The following is a 19,043-nucleotide window of genomic DNA, read 5'->3' on the forward strand; positions in this document are numbered from 1 at the left end:
GAGGACTCGTCCCGCATGAGCACTCCCGACGAGATCCTCCGCGGCCTCGACCCGGAGCAGCGCCGGGCCGCCACGACCCTGCACGGGCCCGTCTGCATCCTGGCCGGCGCCGGCACCGGCAAGACCCGCGCCATCACGCACCGCATCGCCTACGGCGTGGCCTCCGGCGTCTTCGACCCGCACCGCACCCTCGCCCTGACCTTCACGGCGCGCGCCGCCGCGGAGATGCGCACCCGCCTGCGCGACCTCGGCGTGGCCGGCGTCCAGGCCCGCACGTTCCACTCGGCGGCCCTGCGCCAGCTGCAGTACTTCTGGCCCCAGGCCGTGGGCGGGCCCATGCCCTCGCTGATCGAGAACAAGGTGCGCCTGCTCACGGAGGTCGCCCAGCGCATGCGCATGACCGTGGACCGGGCCGGACTGCGCGACCTCGCCGGCGAGATCGAATGGGCCAAGGTCTCCCTGCACGCCCCCGAGGGCTACGCCGAGGCCGCGAAGGAGCGGGAGATGCCCGCCGGCTGGACCGCCACCACCGTCGCCCGTCTCTACACCGGTTACGAGGAGGCCAAGACAGCCCGGAACATGATCGACTTCGAGGACGTGCTGCTGATCCTCGTGGGGATCCTGTCCACCGAGCCGCAGATCGCGGCCACGATCCGGGACCAGTACCGCGTGTTCGTGGTGGACGAGTACCAGGACGTCTCGCCGCTGCAGCACCGCCTGCTCGACCTCTGGCTCGGCGACCGCGGCGACCTGTGCGTCGTCGGCGACGCCTCTCAGACGATCTACTCGTTCACGGGCGCGACCTCCCGCTTCCTCACCGACTTCCGTGAGCGGTATCCCGCGGCCACGGTGGTCCGTCTCGTGCGTGACTACCGGTCCAGCCCGCAGATCGTGGAGGCGGCCAACCGCCTGCTGGCGGACCGCACCAAGGCGGGGGAGCGGGACCGCACGATGCCGCGCTGGCCCGACCCCCTCGAGCTCGTCTCCCAGCGGCCGGCCGGCCCCGACCTCGTGTTCGCGGAGTGCACCGACGACGAGGCCGAGGCCGGCTGGGTCGCAGACCGGATCGCGGCGCTGATCGACGACGGCGTGCCGGCCTCCGAGATCGCCGTCCTGTTCCGCACCAACGGCCAGTCCCAGGCCTTCGAGACGGCGCTGTCCTCAGCGGGCATCGGCTACCAGCTGCGCGGCGGCGAGCGGTTCTTCTCCCGGCGCGAGGTGCGCGACGGCATCCTGCAGCTGCGGGCCGCCGCCCGCGCGGCCCAGGACCTGACGGGCGACGACGTCACGGACCGGGTGCGGGACGTGCTCTCCTCGCTCGGCTACTCCGCCGAACCGCCGTCGGCCACCGGCGCGGCCCGTGAACGGTGGGAGTCCCTGCACGCCCTCGTCAACCTCGCCGACCAGCTCGCCACGACGCGCGGGGCCGAGTTCACGCTGACCGAGCTCGTGGCCGAGCTCGACGAGCGCGCCCAGCACCAGCACGCGCCGACGGTGCAGGGCATCACCCTGGCCTCGCTGCACTCCGCCAAGGGCCTCGAGTGGGACGCGGTGTTCCTCGTGGGCCTGTCCGAGGGGCTCATGCCGATCTCCTTCGCGGAGACCCAGGCCGAGGTGGACGAGGAACGGCGCCTGCTCTACGTGGGGATCACGCGTGCCCGCCAGCACCTGTCGCTGACGTGGACGCTCTCGCGGGGCACGGGCGGGCGCTCCACCCGGCGGCCCTCCCGGTTCCTGTGGGCCATCGACCCGACCCTCGGCGGCACCCGCGAGCACGCCCCGGCCCGTGGTTCCGCGGCCGGCCCGACGGCGCCGCGGCGCCGGGGTGCGAAGGTCGCCGTGTGCCGCACGTGCGGCAAGCCCCTCGAGACGGGAGCCGAGCGCAAGGTCGGCAGCTGCCTGGACTGCCCCGCCACCTACGACGAGGCCGTGCTCGAGGAGCTGCGCGACTGGCGCACCCGCACGGCCGCCGAGATGCGGATGCCCGCGTTCGTGGTGTTCACGGACGCCACCCTCGTGGCCATCGCCGAGGCCATGCCGAGGACCCCGGCAGAGCTCCTGAAGGTGCCCGGCCTCGGCAAGGCCAAGCTGGAGAAGCACGGACCGGAGCTGCTCGAGCTGCTGCACGGCACCCCGACGGCCTGAGCCGCGGGCCCGCACCCCGTTCCGCCGGCGGCGCCGCCCCCGTCAGAACGCCCAGCCGAGCGCATCCGGGTCGCAGGCGCAGCCGGGCCGGGGGCGGACCTTCACCCGGCGCGTGCGTCCCGTCACCCGATCGGCCCGCAGCACGCCGGGGGCCGGTCCGGTCCGCAGCGCGTCCACGGTCAGCACGGCGGCCCGCAGCGCCGCGAGCCCGTCCACCTGTCCCCGGTGCGCCGACGGGCCGGGCGCCGTCGGGACACCGGGGACGCCCGCCGGGTCCGCGGGCCATCGGCACAGCGGGCACCCGCGCACCCCGGGGGCGCACCATGGTCCGACCGTGACCGCTCTCGGCCCCACCGTGACCGGCAGCAGCGGGTGGTCGGCGGCCAGGGCCTGCGCGGCCAGGTCCGCGTCGAGCACGGACCTCACCGCCACCGTCGCCTGCCCCACGAGCACCGGCACCGGGCCGTGGTGCGCGAAGACGCGCAGCCCGGGGGCCACATCGCCCAGCCGGCGCTCGAGCGCACCCGCCCGGGGCCGACCGAGGTCCCCGGGCAGCAGGCCGGTCCCCAGATCCGCGGCGTCGACGGGCCGCGGATCCCACAGGGCCAGGCGCAGCGCCCCGGCCCCCGCCAGCGCGTGGGCGATCGCCGCGCCCACCGCGTCGAGGCCCGCCACGTGGACGTCCGTCGGCGGGGCCCACGCCCCCGGCTCCAGCGCTGACGCGGCGGCATCATGAGGGACGGTGGTGACGGTCTCGGCGACGGTGCGCACGGCTCTCCTCTCGGCTCGGTGCCTCCCACCCTGCCAGGGCGCTCCCGGACCGCGCCGGATTGTCCACAGCCTGCGGCCCATGCCGGACAATGGCCGGATGCGCCCTGTCCCGCCCGCCCCCGGCCGCCCTCCGCGTGCCGTCCCGGCCGCCCACCGCGGTCCCGCCCGCGAGAGTATCCATCTGGACTGGGAGGGCACGCCCGTGCGGCTCGTGCGCTCCACGGCCCGCACCCGCACCGTCTCGGCGGCGTGGCGCGACGGCCGCCTGCAGGTCAACGTCCCGGCCCGGCTCTCGGCCGCGCAGGAGCGCGAGTGGATCGGCCGGATGGTCGCGAAGGTGGGCGCACGCGGCGGGACGGGGCAGCCGGCGGCCGACCCGGACGGCGGCCCCGCCGACGCTCGCTCCGACGACGCGCTCCTGGCCTGGGCGGGACGGCTCTCGGCGGCGCACCTGGGTGGGCGGGCCCGTCCGGTCTCGGTCACGTGGTCGGCCCGGCAGCGCCGCCGCTGGGGCTCGTGCACGCCGGCCCGCGGCACCATCCGGCTCTCGACGCAGCTGCGCGGCATGCCGGACTGGGTGGTGGCGGCGGTGCTCGTCCACGAGCTGGCCCATCTGCTGGAGTCCGGACACGGCCCGGCCTTCCGACGCCTCGTGGACCGGTACCCGCGCTACGCCGAGGCGATGGCCTTCCTCGACGGGGTGACCTTCGCTGAGGGCCGCGGTCGCACGGCGCCGGACCGGTGGGCGGAGGACGAGGACGCCGGCTGACACGACGGCGGGCGGCCCGCACCCGAGGTGCCGGACCGCCCGCCGTCGTCGTGCCGGGAGGGGCTCAGCCCTCGCGCGGCGCGTCGCCGAAGCCACCCTCGAGGAGCTTGCGCAGCTCGTCGTCGAGGGACTCGGTGCTGGCGTCCGCGGCGGAGCGGCGCCCGGCGTACCCGGCGGGGTCCTCGAGGTCCTCCGCCGTGGGCTGACGCTCGGGATGGCGCCAGATCTCCTCGCGGTACTCCGTGCCGTGCTCGGCCGTGACGTGTTCCCAGAACGCGGCGGCCTCGCGCAGGCGTCGCGGGCGCAGCTCGAGGCCCACGAGGGCGGCGAAGGCCTGTTCGGCCGGGCCACCCGAGGCGCGGCGGCGGTTCATGGTCTCGCGCAGGGCGGCCGCCGACTCGAGGGGGCGCGCGGCCTCGGCGACCACCACGTCCACCCAGCCCTCCACGAGGGCGACGAGCAGCTCCAGCTGGTCCAGCGCGGCCTGCTGGGTGGCGTCCGGGGCGGCGATGAAGGACGCCCCGTCGAACACGGCCTGCAGGGAGCCGGGGTCCATCGGGTCCACCGACTGCGCGGCCCGCTCGATGCCCTCGGTGTCCAGGCGGATGCCCGCGGCGTACTGCTCGACGGCGGCGTACAGGTCCCGCTCGAGCCACGGCGAGTGCAGGAACAGGCGCATGCGTGCGGCCTCGCGCAGGGCCAGGTAGATGCGGATCTGGTCGTCCGGCACCGAGAGCCCGTCGCCGAACTCCTCGATGTTCACGGGGACGAGGGCGAGACGGTGGCCGGCGACGGGCAGGCCGATGTCCGTGCCCGAGAGCACCTCCTTGCCCAGGGCGCCCACGGCGCTGCCGAGCTGCAGGCCGAACATCGTGCCGCCCATGTTCTTCAGCATGGGCTGCAGCCCGCCGAGCAGGGAGGCGTCCATGCCCTCGGGGAGCTGGCCCGGCAGCTGCTGCTCGATGGCCGCGGACATCGCGCGGGACATCGAGACGGCCACGGGCTCGGTGAGCCGGCGCCACTGGTCCATGGTCGCCTCGACCCACTCGGCACGGGACCAGGCCACGCCGACGCTGCCGACGGGCTCGGTCTGCGTGACGCCGTCGAGCCACAGCTCGGCCAGCCGCAGCGCCTCGTCCACCTCGCGTCGCGCGAACGAGCCGACGGCCGGGTCCTCGCCGGCCACGGCCTGGCGGGCGGCCTGCTTCGCCAGAGCCCAGTTCACGGGGCCGTCCGAGCCGGAGCCGGAGCTCATCATCGCCTGGAACTGGGCCATGGCCTGCTGCATCATGGCCGGATTCAGCTGGGACGGGTCGAAGGGCACCCCGCCGGGGCCGCCCAGGCCCTCCATGGCGCGTCGGACTTCGTCCGGGTCGGGGCCCTGGCCGCCGAAGAGCTGCCGCAGCATCTCCTCCAGGGGGTCGCGGCCGTCGTCGGATCCGGGCGTGCGCGCGTCGTTGCTCATGTCTCCAGCGTATCCGCGTCGGCGCGGCGCGCCCGCCCTCCCGACGTCGCGGCGGCGCGGTTCGCCCATGGCGCACGGCGTCGCGCGGGGCAGGCGGGGGTCGCGGCCCCGCGTAGACTGGTGTGACCGTCGCCGCGCGGCCCGTGCCCGGCGGCGAGGACGGCCCGATCAGGACCCCCAGGAAAGACGGTGTCGCGTGCGCGCAGTGCCCTCGAGGACCACCCGCGCCGCCCGCGTGCCCTTCTCCGGATGGCTCGCCCTGGGCAGCGCCGGGCTGGCACTGCTGGCCCCCACCCCCTACATCCTCGAGGGCCCCGGCCCCGCCGTGGACCTGCTGGGCGAACGGGAGGGTCGACCCGTGCTGCGCGTCGAGGGCGGCGAGGCGGACCCGGGTGAGGGGACCCTGCACATGACCACCGTGATGGTCGGGGGTCCTCCCATCGGCACCACCTCCCTGCTCGACCTCGGCCGCGGCCTGACGGACCCCGCCGTGGACGTGGTCCCGCGCGAGCTGATGTATCCCACCGGCGTCACCTCCGACGAGGTCGGCGAGGCCAATTCGGCGGCCATGTCGGACTCCCAGCAGACCGCGACCGCCGCGGCCCTGCACGAGCTCGGACGCGAGGTGCCCCAGCGGCTCGTCGTGCAGCAGCTCGTGCCCGGCGGGCCCGCCGAGGGTGTCCTGCGGGCCGGGGACGAGGTGATCGCCGCCGAGGGACGGCCCGTGGCCGACCTGGAGGCCGTGCGCGCCGCCGTCGGGGCCGCGGGGCCCGACCCGGTCACGCTGACGGTCCGCCGCGACGGCGTGGAGCAGGACCTCGAGGTGCCGGTGGCGGCCGCCCCCGAGGGCGCGCCCCAGCCGTGGCAGATGGGGGCCCTGATCGAGACCGCCTACGACGTCCCGGTGGACGTCGAGCTGACCGTGCCGGACATCGGCGGACCTTCGGCGGGTCTGATGTTCGCGCTCACCGTGATCGAGCGGCTGACCCCGGGGGCGATGACGGGGGGCGCCTCGATCGCCGGAACGGGCACGATCACGGGGGACGGCGTCGTGGGTCCCATCGGCGGGATCCCGCAGAAGGTGCGCGGCGCCGCCGAGGCGGGGGCCACGACGTTCCTCGCCCCCACGGCGAACTGCGAGGAGCTGGCCGGCCGTGTGCCCGAGGGCCTGACGGTGTACCCCGTGGACACGCTGGGCCAGGCCCGCGACATCGTCGAGGCGGTGGCCCGGGGGGAGACCCCGGCCGCCGCCCGGACGTGCGGCTGAGCCGACGCACACCAGGACCACCAGACCACCAGACCACCAGACCGGACGACATGTCCGGGGCGCAGCGCCCCGGGCCGGAGCAGAGCCCCGCGGACGCGGGAGGGAAGAGGACAGAGCAGTGAGCTTCGGACAGGGAGGCGGCGGACCGTTCGGCGGACCGCCCCGTGACGGCGGCGGGACCGCCGGGGGCCAGTCCGGCCCGTTCGGGGCGTTCGGCCCCTTCGGCGGCGCCCCGCGCGGCCCGGGCGACGACGGCGACCGCGGTCCTGGTGGCCCGTTCGGCGGGGGCGGGTCCTCCGCCGCGCGCGGCAGGGGCCGGCCGGGCCGGCCGAGCGCGCTCGTGCTGACCATCATCGCGGTGGCCGTGCTCGTGGGGCTGTTCGTGGTGTTCACGAACGTCTACACGGACGTGCTGTGGTTCTCGCAGCTGGGCTTCACCGAGGTCTTCTGGACCGAGGTCGTCGCCAAGGCCGCGCTGTTCCTGATCGCCGGGCTCGGGATGGCCCTCGCCGTGTGGCTGGCGATCCGCACGGCCTGGCGCCACCGCCCCGCGGACGCGTCCGCGGCCGCGCGGGACTCGCTCAGCCAGGCCCAGCGCCAGCTCGAGCCCATCCGCCGCCTGGTGTTCCTGGGTGTCCCGCTCGTGCTCGGCGTGTTCGCCGGCTCCACCGCGATGAACGGCTGGAACACGGTCCTGCTGTTCCTGAACCAGGTGCCCTACGGCCAGGCGGACCCGGAGTTCGGCCTGGACCTCATGTTCTTCATGGCCACCCTGCCGTTCCTGACGCTCATGGTCGGGTACCTGATCTCGGTGGTCCTGGTCTCCGGCATCACCGGTCTGCTCGTGCACTACCTGTACGGCGCGGTGCGCGTGGAGGAGGGCGGCAGCGTGCGGATCACCCCGGCGGCGCGCGCCCACATCGGCATCACCCTGGCCGTGTTCCTGCTGCTGCAGGGCGTCAACTTCTGGCTCAACCGCTACCGCACCACGCAGTCGCAGACCGGCAACTGGGCCGGCGCGCTCTACACGGACGTGAACGCGGTCATCCCGACGTCGGCGATCCTGGCGGTCACGGCCGTGATCGTGGCCGGCCTGTTCGTGTGGACGGTGGTCTCGGGCCGGTGGCGGCTGTCGCTGATCGGCACCGCGGTCCTGGTCATCACGGCGCTCGTGGTGGGCACGGCGTACCCCTTCATCGTGCAGGAGTACCAGGTGAAGCCGTCCGAGCGCACGCTCGAGTCCCAGTACATCGAGCGGAACATCGCCATGACGCGCGAGGCGTACGGCCTGGACGACGTCGAGGTGACGAACTATGAGGGCGCCACGGACACCGAGGCCGGGGCCCTGGCGGGCGAGGAGGCCAACACGGCCAACGTCCGTCTCATGGACCCGAACCTGATCTCCCAGACCTTCGGGCAGCTCCAGCAGTTCCGTCCGTACTACGCGTTCCCCACCACCCTGCACGTGGACCGCTACGAGGTGGACGGCCAGACGCGGGACACCATCCTGGCGGCCCGTGACGTCAACGTGGACGACATGCAGTCGTGGGTGAACCGCCACACCATCTACACGCACGGCTACGGCATGGTCGTGGCCGACGCCTCCGAGGTCGCGGCCGGCGGCCGGCCCCAGTGGCTGCTCTCCGAGATCCCGACGCGCGGGCCGCTGGCCTCCGACCAGGACTACGAGCCGCGCATCTACTTCGGGCTCAACTCGCCCTCGTACTCGGTGGTGGGTGCGCCCGAGGGCGCGCCGGCCGTCGAACGCGACCGGCCGCAGACGGCCGACTCCCAGGAGGACACGGCGTACACCTTCTCCGGCGACGGTGGCCCCTCGGTGGGCAACCTGTTCAACCGGCTCGCGTACGCGGTGAAGTTCGGCTCGCCCGAGCTGGTGCTGTCCTCGGACGTGAACGAGGCCTCGCAGATCCTCTACGACCGCGACCCGGCCGAGCGCGTCCGCAAGGTCGCGCCCTACCTGACGGTGGACACCGCCCCCTACCCGGCGATCGTCGACGGCCGCGTGCAGTGGATCGTGGACGCCTACACGACCTCGGACCAGTTCCCGTACTCCACCGCCCAGCAGCTGGGCGAGGTCACGGTGGACTCCCTGAGCCAGGGCCAGAACCCGGCGCTCCAGGGCCGGGTGAACTACATCCGCAACTCGGTGAAGGCGACGGTGGACGCGTACGACGGCTCGGTGTCCCTCTACGCGTGGGACGACCAGGATCCGCTGCTGCGGGCCTGGCAGAACGTGTACCCGTCCTCGCTGCGCCCGTACTCGGAGATGAGCGCCGGACTCCTGGACCACGTCCGCTACCCGGAGGACATGTTCAAGGTCCAGCGCGAGCTGCTCGGCCGCTACCACGTGACCGATGCGGACGACTTCTACGAGAACAACGACGCGTGGTCCGTGCCGTCGGACCCCACGCGCGAGGAGGACGTCAAGCAGCCGCCGTACTACATGACGCTGCAGATGCCCGGCCAGGACGAGCCGGCGTTCTCCCTCACCAGCAGCTACATCCCCCAGATCACGGACGGTGCCCAGCAGCGCAACGTGCTCTACGGTTTCCTCTCCGCCGCCGGCGACGCCGGCTCGGGGAGGACGGCGTGAAGGCCGAGGGCTACGGGAAGCTCCGACTGCTCGAGCTGCCGCGGTCCACCACGGTGCCCGGCCCTGGCCAGGCGCAGGCGAACTTCGACTCGAACGCGGACGTCTCGCGGGAGCTGAACCTGCTGCGCCAGGGCGCGTCCGAGGTGCTCAACGGCAACATGATCACTCTGCCGGTGGCCGGCGGCATCCTCTACGTCCAGCCGGTGTACGTCCGCTCCTCGGGCGGCACCACCTACCCGACGCTGCGCAAGGTGCTCGTCTCGTTCGGCGACAAGGTCGGCTTCGCGGACACCCTCCAGGAGGCCCTGGACCAGGTGTTCGACGGCGACTCGGGCGCGGTCACCCCGGAGGAGAACCAGGCGGAGGCGCCCGCACCGGGCGAGGAGCCGTCGGCTCCGGGCACGGTCGAGGAGGAGCTCTCGGCGGCCCTCGAGGAGGCGCAGGACGCCCTGACCCAGGGCCAGGAGCGTCTGGCCGAGGGCGACTGGGCCGGCTACGGCGAGCAGCAGAAGCGTCTCAACGAGGCCCTGAAGCGTGCCACCGCCGCCGACGACGCCCTGGGCGGCGACGCGCCTGCCCAGGAGCAGGCCCCGGCCGAGGCGAGCCCCGCGCCGTCGTCGAGCCCCAGCCCGACGCCGAGCGGCTGAGCCGGCGCCGGCGGGCCGGGCCCGCCGGACCGTCGACGGCGGCCCCGGCCACGCACCGCGCGTGGTCGGGGCCGCCGCCGTCTCGGGGCAGGTGGCCGCCGCATGGCCGCCGGATGGCGGGACGCTGACGCCGATTTGAACTCGACGGAACAGGTGTGTATAGTTCTAGAAGTCGCCGCGGGGTGGAGCAGTTCGGTAGCTCGCCGGGCTCATAACCCGGAGGTCGCAGGTTCAAATCCTGCCCCCGCAACGAGAAGGAGAAGGCCCCCAGCATCTGCTGGGGGCCTTCTCGCATGTCCGGGCCCGGTCGCCCCGGCCCGCCGGCACGGTGCCGGCGGGCGAGCTGACCGCCCTCGGGCGATCGGTGGGGGAGCGTCAGCGGCTCGAGGCCCGGACCGCCTGCTGGGCCGGGGTGCGGCGGCCCGGATCGGTGCGGCGCAGCCAGACGGCAGCGATGATCGCGATGATCGCGATGGCGCCCCAGATGCCGACCACGGCCCAGGACAGGCCCGCGATGAGCAGCAGCGGCACGAAGGACACGGCCGCGATCTCCACGGGCACCACCGGGATGTAGGCCACGCCGAACTGCTCCATGGTCCCGGACTTCAGCTTCGGGTCCACGATGCGCAGCATGGCCACGCCCGTGGCGACGGCGCCGGTGGCCCAGCCCCACGTGAACAGCTGCTTCTCGAACCACGCGTCGGTCATGACGCGCGGCGCCACGACGATCCCCAGGAACAGGGCCAGCGCGAGGCCGATCACGAACAGGAGCAGCAGCGGCTGCCAGTAGTCCACGACCACGGTCGGGGCGATCGCGGCGATGCCACAGACGATGAGGATGTCCGTGGCGGTGCCGGACACCGAGTTCAGCGAGCCCGGGTCGAGGAACTTCGCCGTCTTCGTGGCCTGGAACAGGACGCGGGCGATCAGGCCGAGGAGGAACGCGATCGCGAACGCGGGGATGATCAGCTGGGGACCGTCCTCACCCACGACGCTCGGCCACACGGCCGTGATCCAGGAGACCACGCCGTGCGCGGCCGCCGCGATCATCGCGACCACGCCGACCTGGAAGGCCAGCGACTCCACCGAGGCCGCCGAGAAGGTGTGCCGGCCGATGACCGGGCGTTCCTCCACCTGGTTCAGCACCCCGGTGCGCAGCTCCTCCGGGATGGAGGTCAGGCCCGCGAACTCCCGCGCGTGGCCGCGCTGCGCGCCGATCTTGGCCTGGATGATGCCACCCACCACGCCGACGATCATGCCGACGGTGGCCGAGGTGTAGGCCAGCGAGGTGACGGTCGCATCACCGTTGGCCGCGTACGCCTGGCCCACGGCGGCCGCGGAGCCGAAGCCTCCCGCCCAGCCGGCGAACAGCAGGGCGGCGAACGAGTCGGGCGCGTCGAACAGCGGCTGCAGGAGGACCAGCGTGACGAGGGCGCCGATGGCCACCTGGGAGGAGTAGATCAGCACGCCGTAGGACGCGAACGCGCCCACGGGGCGGCCGATCTTGCGGACGTCGAAGTCGTCGGTGAGCGCGATGCACACGAACACGATGACGATCAGGATCGAGCCGTACGTGCCCAGCTGGGGGCTGAACGGCAGCCAGCCCAGGCCGTTCGGGCCGAGGGCCAGGCCCAGGATGCCCGCGATGACGGAGGCCGGGATCATCAGGGTCTGGAGGGGCGTGATGACGGCACGGGCCAGCGTGCCCACGGCCAGGAGCGCGCCGATGAGGCCGGCGTCGACCAGCACGGACCAGGCCGTGAACTGCTCTTGCATGGGGTTCTTCCTCTGTGCGGGGACGGGGGTGTCCCACGGAGCGTGCCGAGGGACCCCGGGACAGTACCAAAGGAGCGCGGGGGCCGGGGCGCGTCCGGGAGGGGCACCGGGCCGGGGCGCACGAGGACGGCCCGCCGCGCCGGCGTGGGCCGGGCGACGGGCCGTGGGGAGGGGCGGGGTCAGCCGCGCGCGGTGCCGGTCTCCTCGGCGGTCCCCTCGGCCGCGTAGTCGAGGGTCAGGGTCTCATCGGCGTCGACGTCGCCCGAGGTGAGGGCGGCCTGGCCGGCGCCGCCGGCCTTGAGGGCGGCGAGGCGGGCCTCCACCTCGGTCTTCTCGCCGAGGTCCTCGAGGGACTCGAACTGGGCGTCGAGGGAGGAGGCGGCGATCTCCTGCTGGCCGCGCACGCGGGCCTCCTCGCGACGGACCTTCTCTTCGAAGCGGGAGACCTCGGAGGTCGGGTCCAGCAGGTCGATCGACTTCACGGCGTCGGCCACCGCGGACTGGGCGTGGGCGGACTTGGCGCGGGCGGTCAGCTCGTCGCGCTTGGCGACCAGCTGCTGACGCTTGACCTTCATCTGGTCCAGACCGGTCTTCAGGCGCTCCACGATCTCGCGCTGCGAGGCGATGGTCGGCTCCGCGGACTTCGCCTGGCGCTCGAAGTCCATCTGGCGCTCGATGGCCACCTTGGCGAGGTTGTCGAACTTGTCCGCCGAGGCGGTGTCGCCCTTGGTGCGGAAGTCGTCGGCCTTCTGGGAGGCGGCCAGCGCCTTCTGGCCCCAGCTGCGGGACGCGTCCTGGTCCTCGCGGTAGTCGTCCTCGATCATCCGCAGGTTGCCGATCGTCTGGGCGACGGCGGCCTCGGCCTCCGCGATGTTGTTCGTGTAGTCGCGGACCATCTGGTCCAGCATCTTCTGGGGGTCCTCGGCCTTGTCCAGCATCGCGTTGATGTTGGCCTTCGCCAGCGTGCTGATGCGGCCGAAGATGGACTGCTTGACCATGGTGTCTGCCTTTCGTCGGTCTTTCACGTCAGCGCAGACCGTCGGCCTGCGTCCACCCCGTCCCGCGCGTGCGGGCCGGGCCGGCGCCCGGGGCGCCGGAGTTCATGGGGCGGCGGTCAGAAGCCGCCGCCGGAGATGTCGCCGAACCCGCCGAAGTCGCCGCCGCCGAGGCCGCCGCCGTCGAACCCGCCGAAGCCACCGCCGCCCCAGCTGCCGCTGTTCAGGATCGAGTTCATCAGGATGCCGCCGAGCAGTGCGCCGCCGAGGCCGCCGCCGAAGCTGCCGCCCACTCCGGCGCGCGGGCGTGCACCGTACATGCCGCCCACCATGCCGGGGCCGTAGCCGAAGCCCTCGACGTCCGCGCGGGCCAGCTCGCTCGCGCGCTCGGCCAGCTGGGAGGCGCGCTGCGCCTGCTGGAGGGCGGCCACGGGGTCGGTGCGGCCGAGGCTGATCGCCGAACGCAGCGTGTGGTCGGCCTCCGCGAGCCGGGTCCGGGCCTCCGAGCCCACCGCACCGCGCCGGGCGCCGATGAAGTCGGCCGTGCCGTCGATCTGCGCCTGGGCCTGGGCGATCGTGGAGGTGAGCACCTGGGAGGCCTGGCGGGCCTGCTCCCGAGCGTCGCGGACGCCGGCCAGCGGGGTGTTGAGCTGGCGGTGCGCGGCCTCGAGCTGGTGGAGCAGCTGCAGGGGGTCCGGGCGGCCGGCCGCGAGGGCTCGGCGCACCGCGTTCAGGGCGGTCTTCATCCCCGCCACCGGGCCGGCCAGCTCGGGGTTCGACCCGTTGGCCACGAGCGCCTCGGCCTCGGCGACGTCCTGCTCGGACTGGGCGAGGCCCGTCTGCAGGTTGCTCAGCATGGCCCGCAGGGACCCCTCGGCCTTGCCGACCGCCTCGGTGAGCGTGTCCACCTGGCTGAGCGCCTCCTCGGCGGCACGCACGGCCAGCGCCGCCGTGGAGCGGTCCTGGGCGTCCCACGCGCTCCGCGCCTTCGCGACGGCGGTCTCCACGAACTCGAGCCGCTCCCGGGCCTGCGTCGCGTTGTCCGCGACCTCGGCGAGGGCGGACTCCGCGTACTGGCCGTGCAGCGCGGCGATCGCCGACTCGGACTCCTGCACCCGGGACCGCGCCTCGGGCAGGCGGGCGTCGACGCGCTCCAGGGCCTCGGGCACCTGGTTCTCGAGGTCGCGCAGGGAGTCGAACTCCTTCTTGTGCGCCGCGAGGGCCGCACCCACGGCCTCGCTGCGCTGGATGATCTCCTTGAGCCAGGCGCGCTGCTCGGCCTCGGTGTCCGGGATCTCGTCGTCGAGCTGGTGCTGGAGCTGGAACGAGGCCCGCATGTGCTCCTTGGCCCGATCGATGTCCTCGCGGAACGTCGCCACGGACTTCTCCCCGTAGGACGCCTCGGCGAAGCCCAGCTCCTGCTCCGAGGAGCGGATGGCGTCGTCCGCGGCCACGAGCTTCGAGCCGGCCTGGGTGCGCAGCTGCTCCACGCTGAGCTCGTCGAGGGGGTCGCGGCGGGCCTCCTCGGTGCGGCCCCGTTCGACCTCGCCGCCCTGCGTGCGCCTCCGGCTGCGGGCCACGAGCACGCCGCCGCCCACGGCCGCGGCCACCGCACCCGCGCCGAGGACCGCCGTCAGGGCCCCACCGCCGTCGGAGGCGCCCTGGGCCGTGCTCCCGCCGCCCGTGGTGCCGGCTGGCAGGGCGCCGGCCGGATCGTACTCGGCCCCGCTGGCCCCCGTGCCGTCGAGCGTGCCGTCGGCGGCGTCGTCGAGCCCCTGCACCGCGGCGGTGCCCACCGCCAGCCAGTCCGCCGAGCCGGGGTCCGTGCCGATCTTGGACAGCTCCGGGCCCACGTAGGTGCGCGTCACCTGGTTCTGCAGGTTCGCGTCCCCGCCGCTGTCCAGCCCATAGGCGCGCTCCTCGACCGCGATCACCAGGACTGAGTCGTTCGTCCCGAGCCCGCGCTGGCGCGCCACGTCCTGGGCCAGCGTCTGGGCGTCCGTGCTGAACTCATCCACGTAGACGACGTACAGCCCCTGCCCGGTGTCCCGGCGCAGGTCCTGGATCTCCTGGGTCAGCCGCTGCTCATCGGAGGTCGAAAGCACACCGGCCTCGTCCACCACGTATACGCCCGGCGGCACCGCCACGGCGTGCGCGGTGGGTGCCGCCACCAGGAGGCCCAGGCCTCCCAGACCCGCGGCGGTCACGGCGCGCGCCAGACGGCCGACATCGGCGGGGCGGGTGGGCACGGTCATGCGGGGTCTCCTTCGACGGCGGAGGCGAGCCGCCGCACCGGGCGGACCCGCCGGATCCTGGGGTTGAGTGTAGGGCGGCGTGGGAATCGGGCACCAGGGATCCGGCGCGGCCGGGACCGTGGGAGGAGCGGACGTTCGGCCTCTAGGCGGCGTTCAGTCATGCACGCTAGCGTGGACGTGCCCCGGGGCGCGCGTCCGCAAGACGACGGGCGTCTGTGTCGACCGCCCGGGGCCCGACCCGAAGCGAGGACCCCGTGGACCAGACCGCCGCCCCCACCCAGCCCCCCGTGCCGACGGCCCGCACCGTCGCGCGTCCCCGGCCCCAGTCCCGCGCCCGTGCCGGGGCGGGCCTGCTCGCCGCAGCCGTGCTCATGGTGGGGCTCTCCGGTTGCGCGGTCGCGGAGGACGGCGGCGAGGCCGCGTCCGAGGCCGCGAGCTCCTCCTCCTCGCAGGCGACGGACACCTCGGCCGAGGCCGGGGGACAGCCCGTGGCGGACACCGCCGTCGGGAACGCCGCGAGGACCGCGCTGCCCTCCGTGGTGACCATCTCCGCGACGTCGAGCTCCGCCTCCGGTTCCGGTTCCGGGTCGATCCTGGACACGGAGGGGCACATCCTCACGAACACCCACGTGGTCACCCTCGGCGGCCAGGCCAACGACGCCGAGCTGACGGTGCGCACCTCGGACGGGGAGGTCTACGCTGCCACCGTCGTGGGCACCGACCCGCTGTCCGACCTGGCCGTCATCAAGATCGACGCCCCGGACCTCACCCCCATCCAGATCGGCCGGTCCGGGGATTTGAAGGTCGGGGACGAGGCCGTCGCCATCGGCGCCCCCCTGGGCCTGCCGAACACCGTGACCGACGGGATCATCTCCACCCTGGACCGGACCATCGCGGTGGCGTCCTCCGAGGCGCCCGAGCCGCAGGGCGAGAGCTCCGGCTCGTCCTCCGGCACCGATCAGTACCGTTTCCAGCTGCCGGGCACCCCGCAGGGCACCCGGGGCGAGGTGTACATCAACGTGCTGCAGACCGACGCGGCCATCAACCCCGGCAACTCCGGAGGCGCGCTCGTCGACGCCGAGGGTCGCCTGGTGGGCGTGAACGTCGCGATCGCCTCGGCCGGCCAGGACCCGAGCGAGGCGGGCAACATCGGGGTCGGATTCGCCATCCCCGTGGACTACGCCCAGCGGGTCGCACAGGACCTGATCGACCACGGCAAGGCCACGCATGCCATGCTCGGCGTGAGCGTCACCCCGGAGCCCGCCGAGGTGCAGGGCGGCAGCGAGAACGCCCGGACCGTGTTCAGCGACGGCGCCCGCGTCCAGCAGGTCGTGGGAGAGTCGGCGGCCGACGCGGCCGGGCTGAAGGAGGGCGACGTGATCACCGCCGTCGGCGACCGCGCGGTGATCGACTCCGAGTCCCTCACCGCCGTCGTCCGCGAGCACCGCGTGGGAGACTCGGTGGACGTCACCTACCTCCGCGACGGCGCGGAGCAGACGACCGAGGTGACGTTCACGGAGGACACCCGCTCGTGACCACCACGCTCACCACCCCCGCCGCGCTCGCGGCCCACCACGGCTGGCGCCGGGTCCTGGCCGTCGGCGCCCACCCGGACGACCTCGACTTCGGGGCCGCCGCCACCCTGGCCGGCTTCCGCGCGGCCGGGCTGCACATCGAGCTGTGCATCGTGACGGACGGGGACGCCGGCGGCTTCGACTCGGAGGGCCCGGAGGCGATGACCGCCCGCCGGCACGCCGAACAGCGCGCGGCCGCCGCCGTCGTCGGTGCCGCCGAGGTCCACTTCCTCGGCGAGCGCGACGGGCATCTCGAGCCGGACCACGGCGTGCGCCGCAAGCTCGTGGCGCTGATGCGCCGCGTCCGGCCGGACGTGGTGCTCAGCACCCACCCGGAGCGGGACTGGGAGCGGATGCAGGCCGCCCACCCGGACCACCTCGCCTGCGGCGAGGCCGTGGTGCGCGCCGCGTACCCGGCGGTCGAGAACCCGTACGCGTACCCGGAGCTCGCGGCGGAGGGGCTGGAGGCGTTCAAGATCCGGAACCTGCTGCTGTACGCCGCCCCCGCCGCACGCCGGAACACGGTCGTGGACGTCACGGGCCTGGCGGAGCAGAAGCTGCGCGCCCTCGACGCCCACCTCTCCCAGCACCCGGACGTCGACGCGATGCGGCGGCACGTGCTCGCCCAGATGGCCGAACACCACCGGCGCGCCGCCGGCCCGGCCGCCGGGCCGGGCCACGCCGAGGCGTTCCACCTGGTCACGGTCAACGGCCCGGGCACCATCGCCGGGTTCTGAACCCTAACCCTGCGGGACCTCTCAGTTGGTGCTCGGTCGCCCGCCGTAGCGCGGGCCGGTCTGCGCGGTGGGGTCGAGGTCCACGCCGACGACGGGCTCCGACGTCGGCACCTCCGAGCCCGAGCTGGGCTCCACGGAGATGCCCATCGCCGCGAAGCGGTCCAGCCCCCGGAAGGTGATGGGCTCGCCGAAGCCGTTGGCGTCGTACGTGCCGAGCGAGGCCGGGGCCGTCCCGTCCGAGGGGTAGAGCCACAGCTGGTAGGACTGGCCCTCCGGCAGCTGGGGCATCCCGCTGATCGTCAGGTAGCCGCTGTTCTGCTCCCGGGACAGGAACGCCTGGACCGTGCCGCCGTCCTGGGCCGGGTACTCCGAGGTCGTGAACAGGTCCTTCGACTGGTCGATGCGGTGCACGATGCCCGGCCGTGTGAACTGGCTCCACACCGTCCACCCGCCGACGCCGAGCACGAGGGCCGCGAGCAGCAGGAGGGCGGTCACTTTGAGCCAGCGCAGGCGGTCCCGCGGCGGGCCGGCGGGGGCGGACTCGTCGCCGATCAGGTCCATGCCCACGTCTTGGGCGGGCAGGCGACGCAGGACCTCGTCGAGCAGGGCCGACGGCGGCTCGGCCGTCACGGACCGGAACGCCCAGGCCACCGCCTGGCGCGCACCGTCCACCCGGGAGCGCCACCGGGCCAGCTCGCCGCCCCGCCGCTGCACGGCGGAGAAGGCCGCGGTGTGCCCGGCCGTGTCGAGCGCGTGCACGGCCGAGAGGTCGGCCAGCTCGAGTGTGCGGCCGGCGTCCACGTCCTCGCGCACGTCCGCGCCGAGTGCCGGGCCGGTCGCCGGGGCCGGCGCGGACGGCCGGGCGGCGTCCTGCGTGAGGTCGCGGCGGGCCGCCACGACCTGCCGCACGCCGTCACGCAGGAGGGTGCGGGCCTGGCCGGCCGGCAGACCCAGCCGATCGGCGACCTCCCGGTCGGTGCAGCCGCCCAGCCACGCCAGTCGCACGGCCTCGTAGGCGTCCGGGGCCACGCGGCCGACGAGGTCCTCGGGCAGCGGCGCGGGCCCGGCCGGGCCGGGACGACGCCCACGTTCCGCCGCGGAGCCGCCGGCGCGACGCAGCGAGGTCATCACGCGGTGGGCGAGGACCTCGAGCCACGTGAACACCTGACGCTCACGGTGGGTCGCGTCGTCACGCTCGCTCAGGTCGAGCCCGGCCTCGGAGGCCTCCTCCCACGCCGTCAGGTAGGTGCGGACCGTGGCCGCGGCGGCGTCGTCGCCGGGGCCGAACATCGCTTCGGCCAGGCCGTGCACCCACGGGACCGTGGCGTCGTAGAACGCGGAGAACGCGGCCCGGTCACCCTCGGCGCTGCGGCGCAGGAGGGTGTCCAGGGCGGGCTGGCCGGCGTCATCGGGGCGGTCGACGTGGGGCTCGGACGCGTCAGGAGTCTGCATGGTGGCCTCAGTCTAGGGAATCGGGACGGACCGCGGATCCGGCGAAGTCGTGCTGGCGCCAGGCCTCGTACACGGCGATGGAGACGGCGTTCGCCAGGTTCAGGGACCGACGGGCCGGCTGCATGGGCAGGCAGACGGTCTCGGTGACCCGCGGATCGGCCAGCACCTCCTCGGGCAGGCCGGTGGACTCGCGGCCGAAGAGCAGCACGTCGCCGGGCCGGTAGGCGACCCGGTCGTGCCGCACGGACCCGCGCGCGGTGAAGGCCAGCACACGGGCGGGGGCGAGGGCAGCGAGCGCAGCGTCGAGGTCCGGGTGCACCGTCACCACCGCGAGGTCGTGGTAGTCCAGGCCGGCGCGGCGCAGGTGGGCGTCCTCGAACCCGAAGCCCAGCGGCTCCACGAGGTGCAGCTCGGCCCCCGTGAGGGCGGCGAGCCGGATCGCGTTGCCGGTGTTGCCGGGGATCTCCGGGGTGAGCAGCAGGATCCGGAAGCCGGGGGTGCCGGGCGCCGGGGCGCGGTCGGCGCCCTCGTGCGGGTTCGGGCGGGGTGGGGTGGGGGAGTCGGGCACGCGCCCAG

The 19,043-nt window shown here is 74.3% G+C and carries 12 protein-coding genes, 1 tRNA gene and 1 pseudogene; 7 read left to right on the forward strand and 7 right to left on the reverse strand.

The genetic code is table 11. The features are described 5' to 3' along the window. The first annotated feature begins 15 nt into the window (after window positions 1-15). Window positions 16-2,145: an ATP-dependent DNA helicase UvrD2 gene (locus POD19_RS07280; protein WP_144860185.1), complete on the forward strand. Its 2,130-nt coding sequence runs from the start codon at window positions 16-18 to the stop codon at window positions 2,143-2,145. Between the two features lie 42 nt (window positions 2,146-2,187). On the opposite strand, the gene POD19_RS07285 is transcribed toward POD19_RS07280, so the two are convergent. Continuing rightward, a complete protein-coding gene (locus tag POD19_RS07285) occupies window positions 2,188-2,916 on the reverse strand; it encodes a ThiF family adenylyltransferase (RefSeq protein WP_144860188.1) in 729 nt (242 codons plus the stop codon). 97 nt (window positions 2,917-3,013) lie between these two features. Here POD19_RS07285 and POD19_RS07290 point away from each other — a divergent pair, with 97 nt between their 5' ends. Beyond that, window positions 3,014-3,685, forward strand: a complete 672-nt coding sequence (locus POD19_RS07290) for a M48 metallopeptidase family protein (RefSeq protein WP_152743419.1) — start codon at window positions 3,014-3,016, stop codon at window positions 3,683-3,685. 64 nt (window positions 3,686-3,749) lie between these two features. Here POD19_RS07290 and POD19_RS07295 read toward each other — a convergent pair whose 3' ends face one another. Then, window positions 3,750-5,150 carry a zinc-dependent metalloprotease gene (locus POD19_RS07295; RefSeq protein WP_073117094.1) on the reverse strand — a complete coding sequence of 467 codons (1,401 nt, stop codon included), beginning with the start codon at window positions 5,148-5,150 and terminating at the stop codon, window positions 3,750-3,752. Between the two features lie 196 nt (window positions 5,151-5,346). On the opposite strand from POD19_RS07295, the gene POD19_RS07300 reads away from it, so the two are divergent. From POD19_RS07300 to POD19_RS07310, 3 genes and pseudogenes are all read left to right on the forward strand, one after another. Then, the gene (locus POD19_RS07300) at window positions 5,347-6,417 is read left to right on the forward strand and encodes a YlbL family protein (protein WP_236649698.1); all 1,071 of its coding nucleotides are present in this window, start codon (window positions 5,347-5,349) and stop codon (window positions 6,415-6,417) included. 118 nt (window positions 6,418-6,535) lie between these two features. After that, window positions 6,536-9,678, forward strand: a pseudogene (locus tag POD19_RS07305) (UPF0182 family membrane protein). A gap of 176 nt (window positions 9,679-9,854) precedes the next feature. Continuing rightward, window positions 9,855-9,928 (forward strand) — tRNA-Met (locus POD19_RS07310). 125 nt (window positions 9,929-10,053) lie between these two features. Here POD19_RS07310 and POD19_RS07315 read toward each other — a convergent pair. The 3 genes from POD19_RS07315 to POD19_RS07325 all read right to left on the reverse strand — a co-directional run bounded on the left by POD19_RS07315 (window position 10,054) and on the right by POD19_RS07325 (window position 14,704). Then, the gene (locus POD19_RS07315; protein ID WP_036314362.1) at window positions 10,054-11,454 is read right to left on the reverse strand and encodes a sodium/glutamate symporter; all 1,401 of its coding nucleotides are present in this window, start codon (window positions 11,452-11,454) and stop codon (window positions 10,054-10,056) included. A 179-nt stretch (window positions 11,455-11,633) separates the two neighbouring features. After that, a complete protein-coding gene (locus POD19_RS07320) occupies window positions 11,634-12,452 on the reverse strand; it encodes a PspA/IM30 family protein (RefSeq protein ID WP_002854906.1) in 819 nt (272 codons plus the stop codon). Window positions 12,453-12,568: 116 nt separating this feature from the next. Continuing rightward, window positions 12,569-14,704 (reverse strand): TPM domain-containing protein, encoded by a 2,136-nt coding sequence (locus tag POD19_RS07325; RefSeq protein ID WP_340309403.1) that lies wholly within the window; start codon window positions 14,702-14,704, stop codon window positions 12,569-12,571. A gap of 254 nt (window positions 14,705-14,958) precedes the next feature. Here POD19_RS07325 and POD19_RS07330 point away from each other — a divergent pair, with 254 nt between their 5' ends. Both POD19_RS07330 and POD19_RS07335 read left to right on the forward strand, forming a co-directional pair. Next, window positions 14,959-16,239 (forward strand): S1C family serine protease, encoded by a 1,281-nt coding sequence (locus POD19_RS07330; protein ID WP_051995236.1) that lies wholly within the window; start codon window positions 14,959-14,961, stop codon window positions 16,237-16,239. Next, complete coding sequence (locus POD19_RS07335) at window positions 16,236-17,015, forward strand: PIG-L deacetylase family protein (RefSeq protein ID WP_340309404.1); 780 nt, start codon at window positions 16,236-16,238, stop codon at window positions 17,013-17,015. The genes POD19_RS07330 and POD19_RS07335 overlap by 4 nt, the downstream gene beginning before the upstream one ends. 21 nt (window positions 17,016-17,036) lie before the next feature. Here the strand turns inward: POD19_RS07335 and POD19_RS07340 are convergent, their stop codons facing one another. Together POD19_RS07340 and POD19_RS07345 are read right to left on the reverse strand one after the other, a co-directional pair. Further along, window positions 17,037-18,467, reverse strand: a complete 1,431-nt coding sequence (locus tag POD19_RS07340) for an anti-sigma factor (protein ID WP_340309405.1) — start codon at window positions 18,465-18,467, stop codon at window positions 17,037-17,039. Window positions 18,468-18,474: 7 nt separating this feature from the next. Continuing rightward, window positions 18,475-19,035, reverse strand: coding sequence for a tRNA (cytidine(34)-2'-O)-methyltransferase (locus tag POD19_RS07345; protein WP_340309406.1), 561 nt, complete (start codon window positions 19,033-19,035; stop codon window positions 18,475-18,477). Window positions 19,036-19,043 lie beyond the last annotated feature (8 nt).

It is taken from the genome of Micrococcus sp. GPGPB33 (genome assembly GCF_037853785.1).
GTDB lineage: Bacteria > Actinomycetota > Actinomycetes > Actinomycetales > Micrococcaceae > Micrococcus > Micrococcus luteus.

Coding starts and splice junctions, on each gene's coding strand:
- POD19_RS07280 (WP_144860185.1), top strand. CDS start 16: ATGAGCACTCCCGACGAGATCCTCCGCGGCCTCGACCCGGAGCAGCGC.
- POD19_RS07290 (WP_152743419.1), top strand. CDS start 3,014: ATGCGCCCTGTCCCGCCCGCCCCCGGCCGCCCTCCGCGTGCCGTCCCG.
- POD19_RS07295 (WP_073117094.1), bottom strand. CDS start 5,150: ATGAGCAACGACGCGCGCACGCCCGGATCCGACGACGGCCGCGACCCC.
- POD19_RS07315 (WP_036314362.1), bottom strand. CDS start 11,454: ATGCAAGAGCAGTTCACGGCCTGGTCCGTGCTGGTCGACGCCGGCCTC.
- POD19_RS07320 (WP_002854906.1), bottom strand. CDS start 12,452: ATGGTCAAGCAGTCCATCTTCGGCCGCATCAGCACGCTGGCGAAGGCC.
- POD19_RS07325 (WP_340309403.1), bottom strand. CDS start 14,704: ATGACCGTGCCCACCCGCCCCGCCGATGTCGGCCGTCTGGCGCGCGCC.
- POD19_RS07340 (WP_340309405.1), bottom strand. CDS start 18,467: ATGCAGACTCCTGACGCGTCCGAGCCCCACGTCGACCGCCCCGATGAC.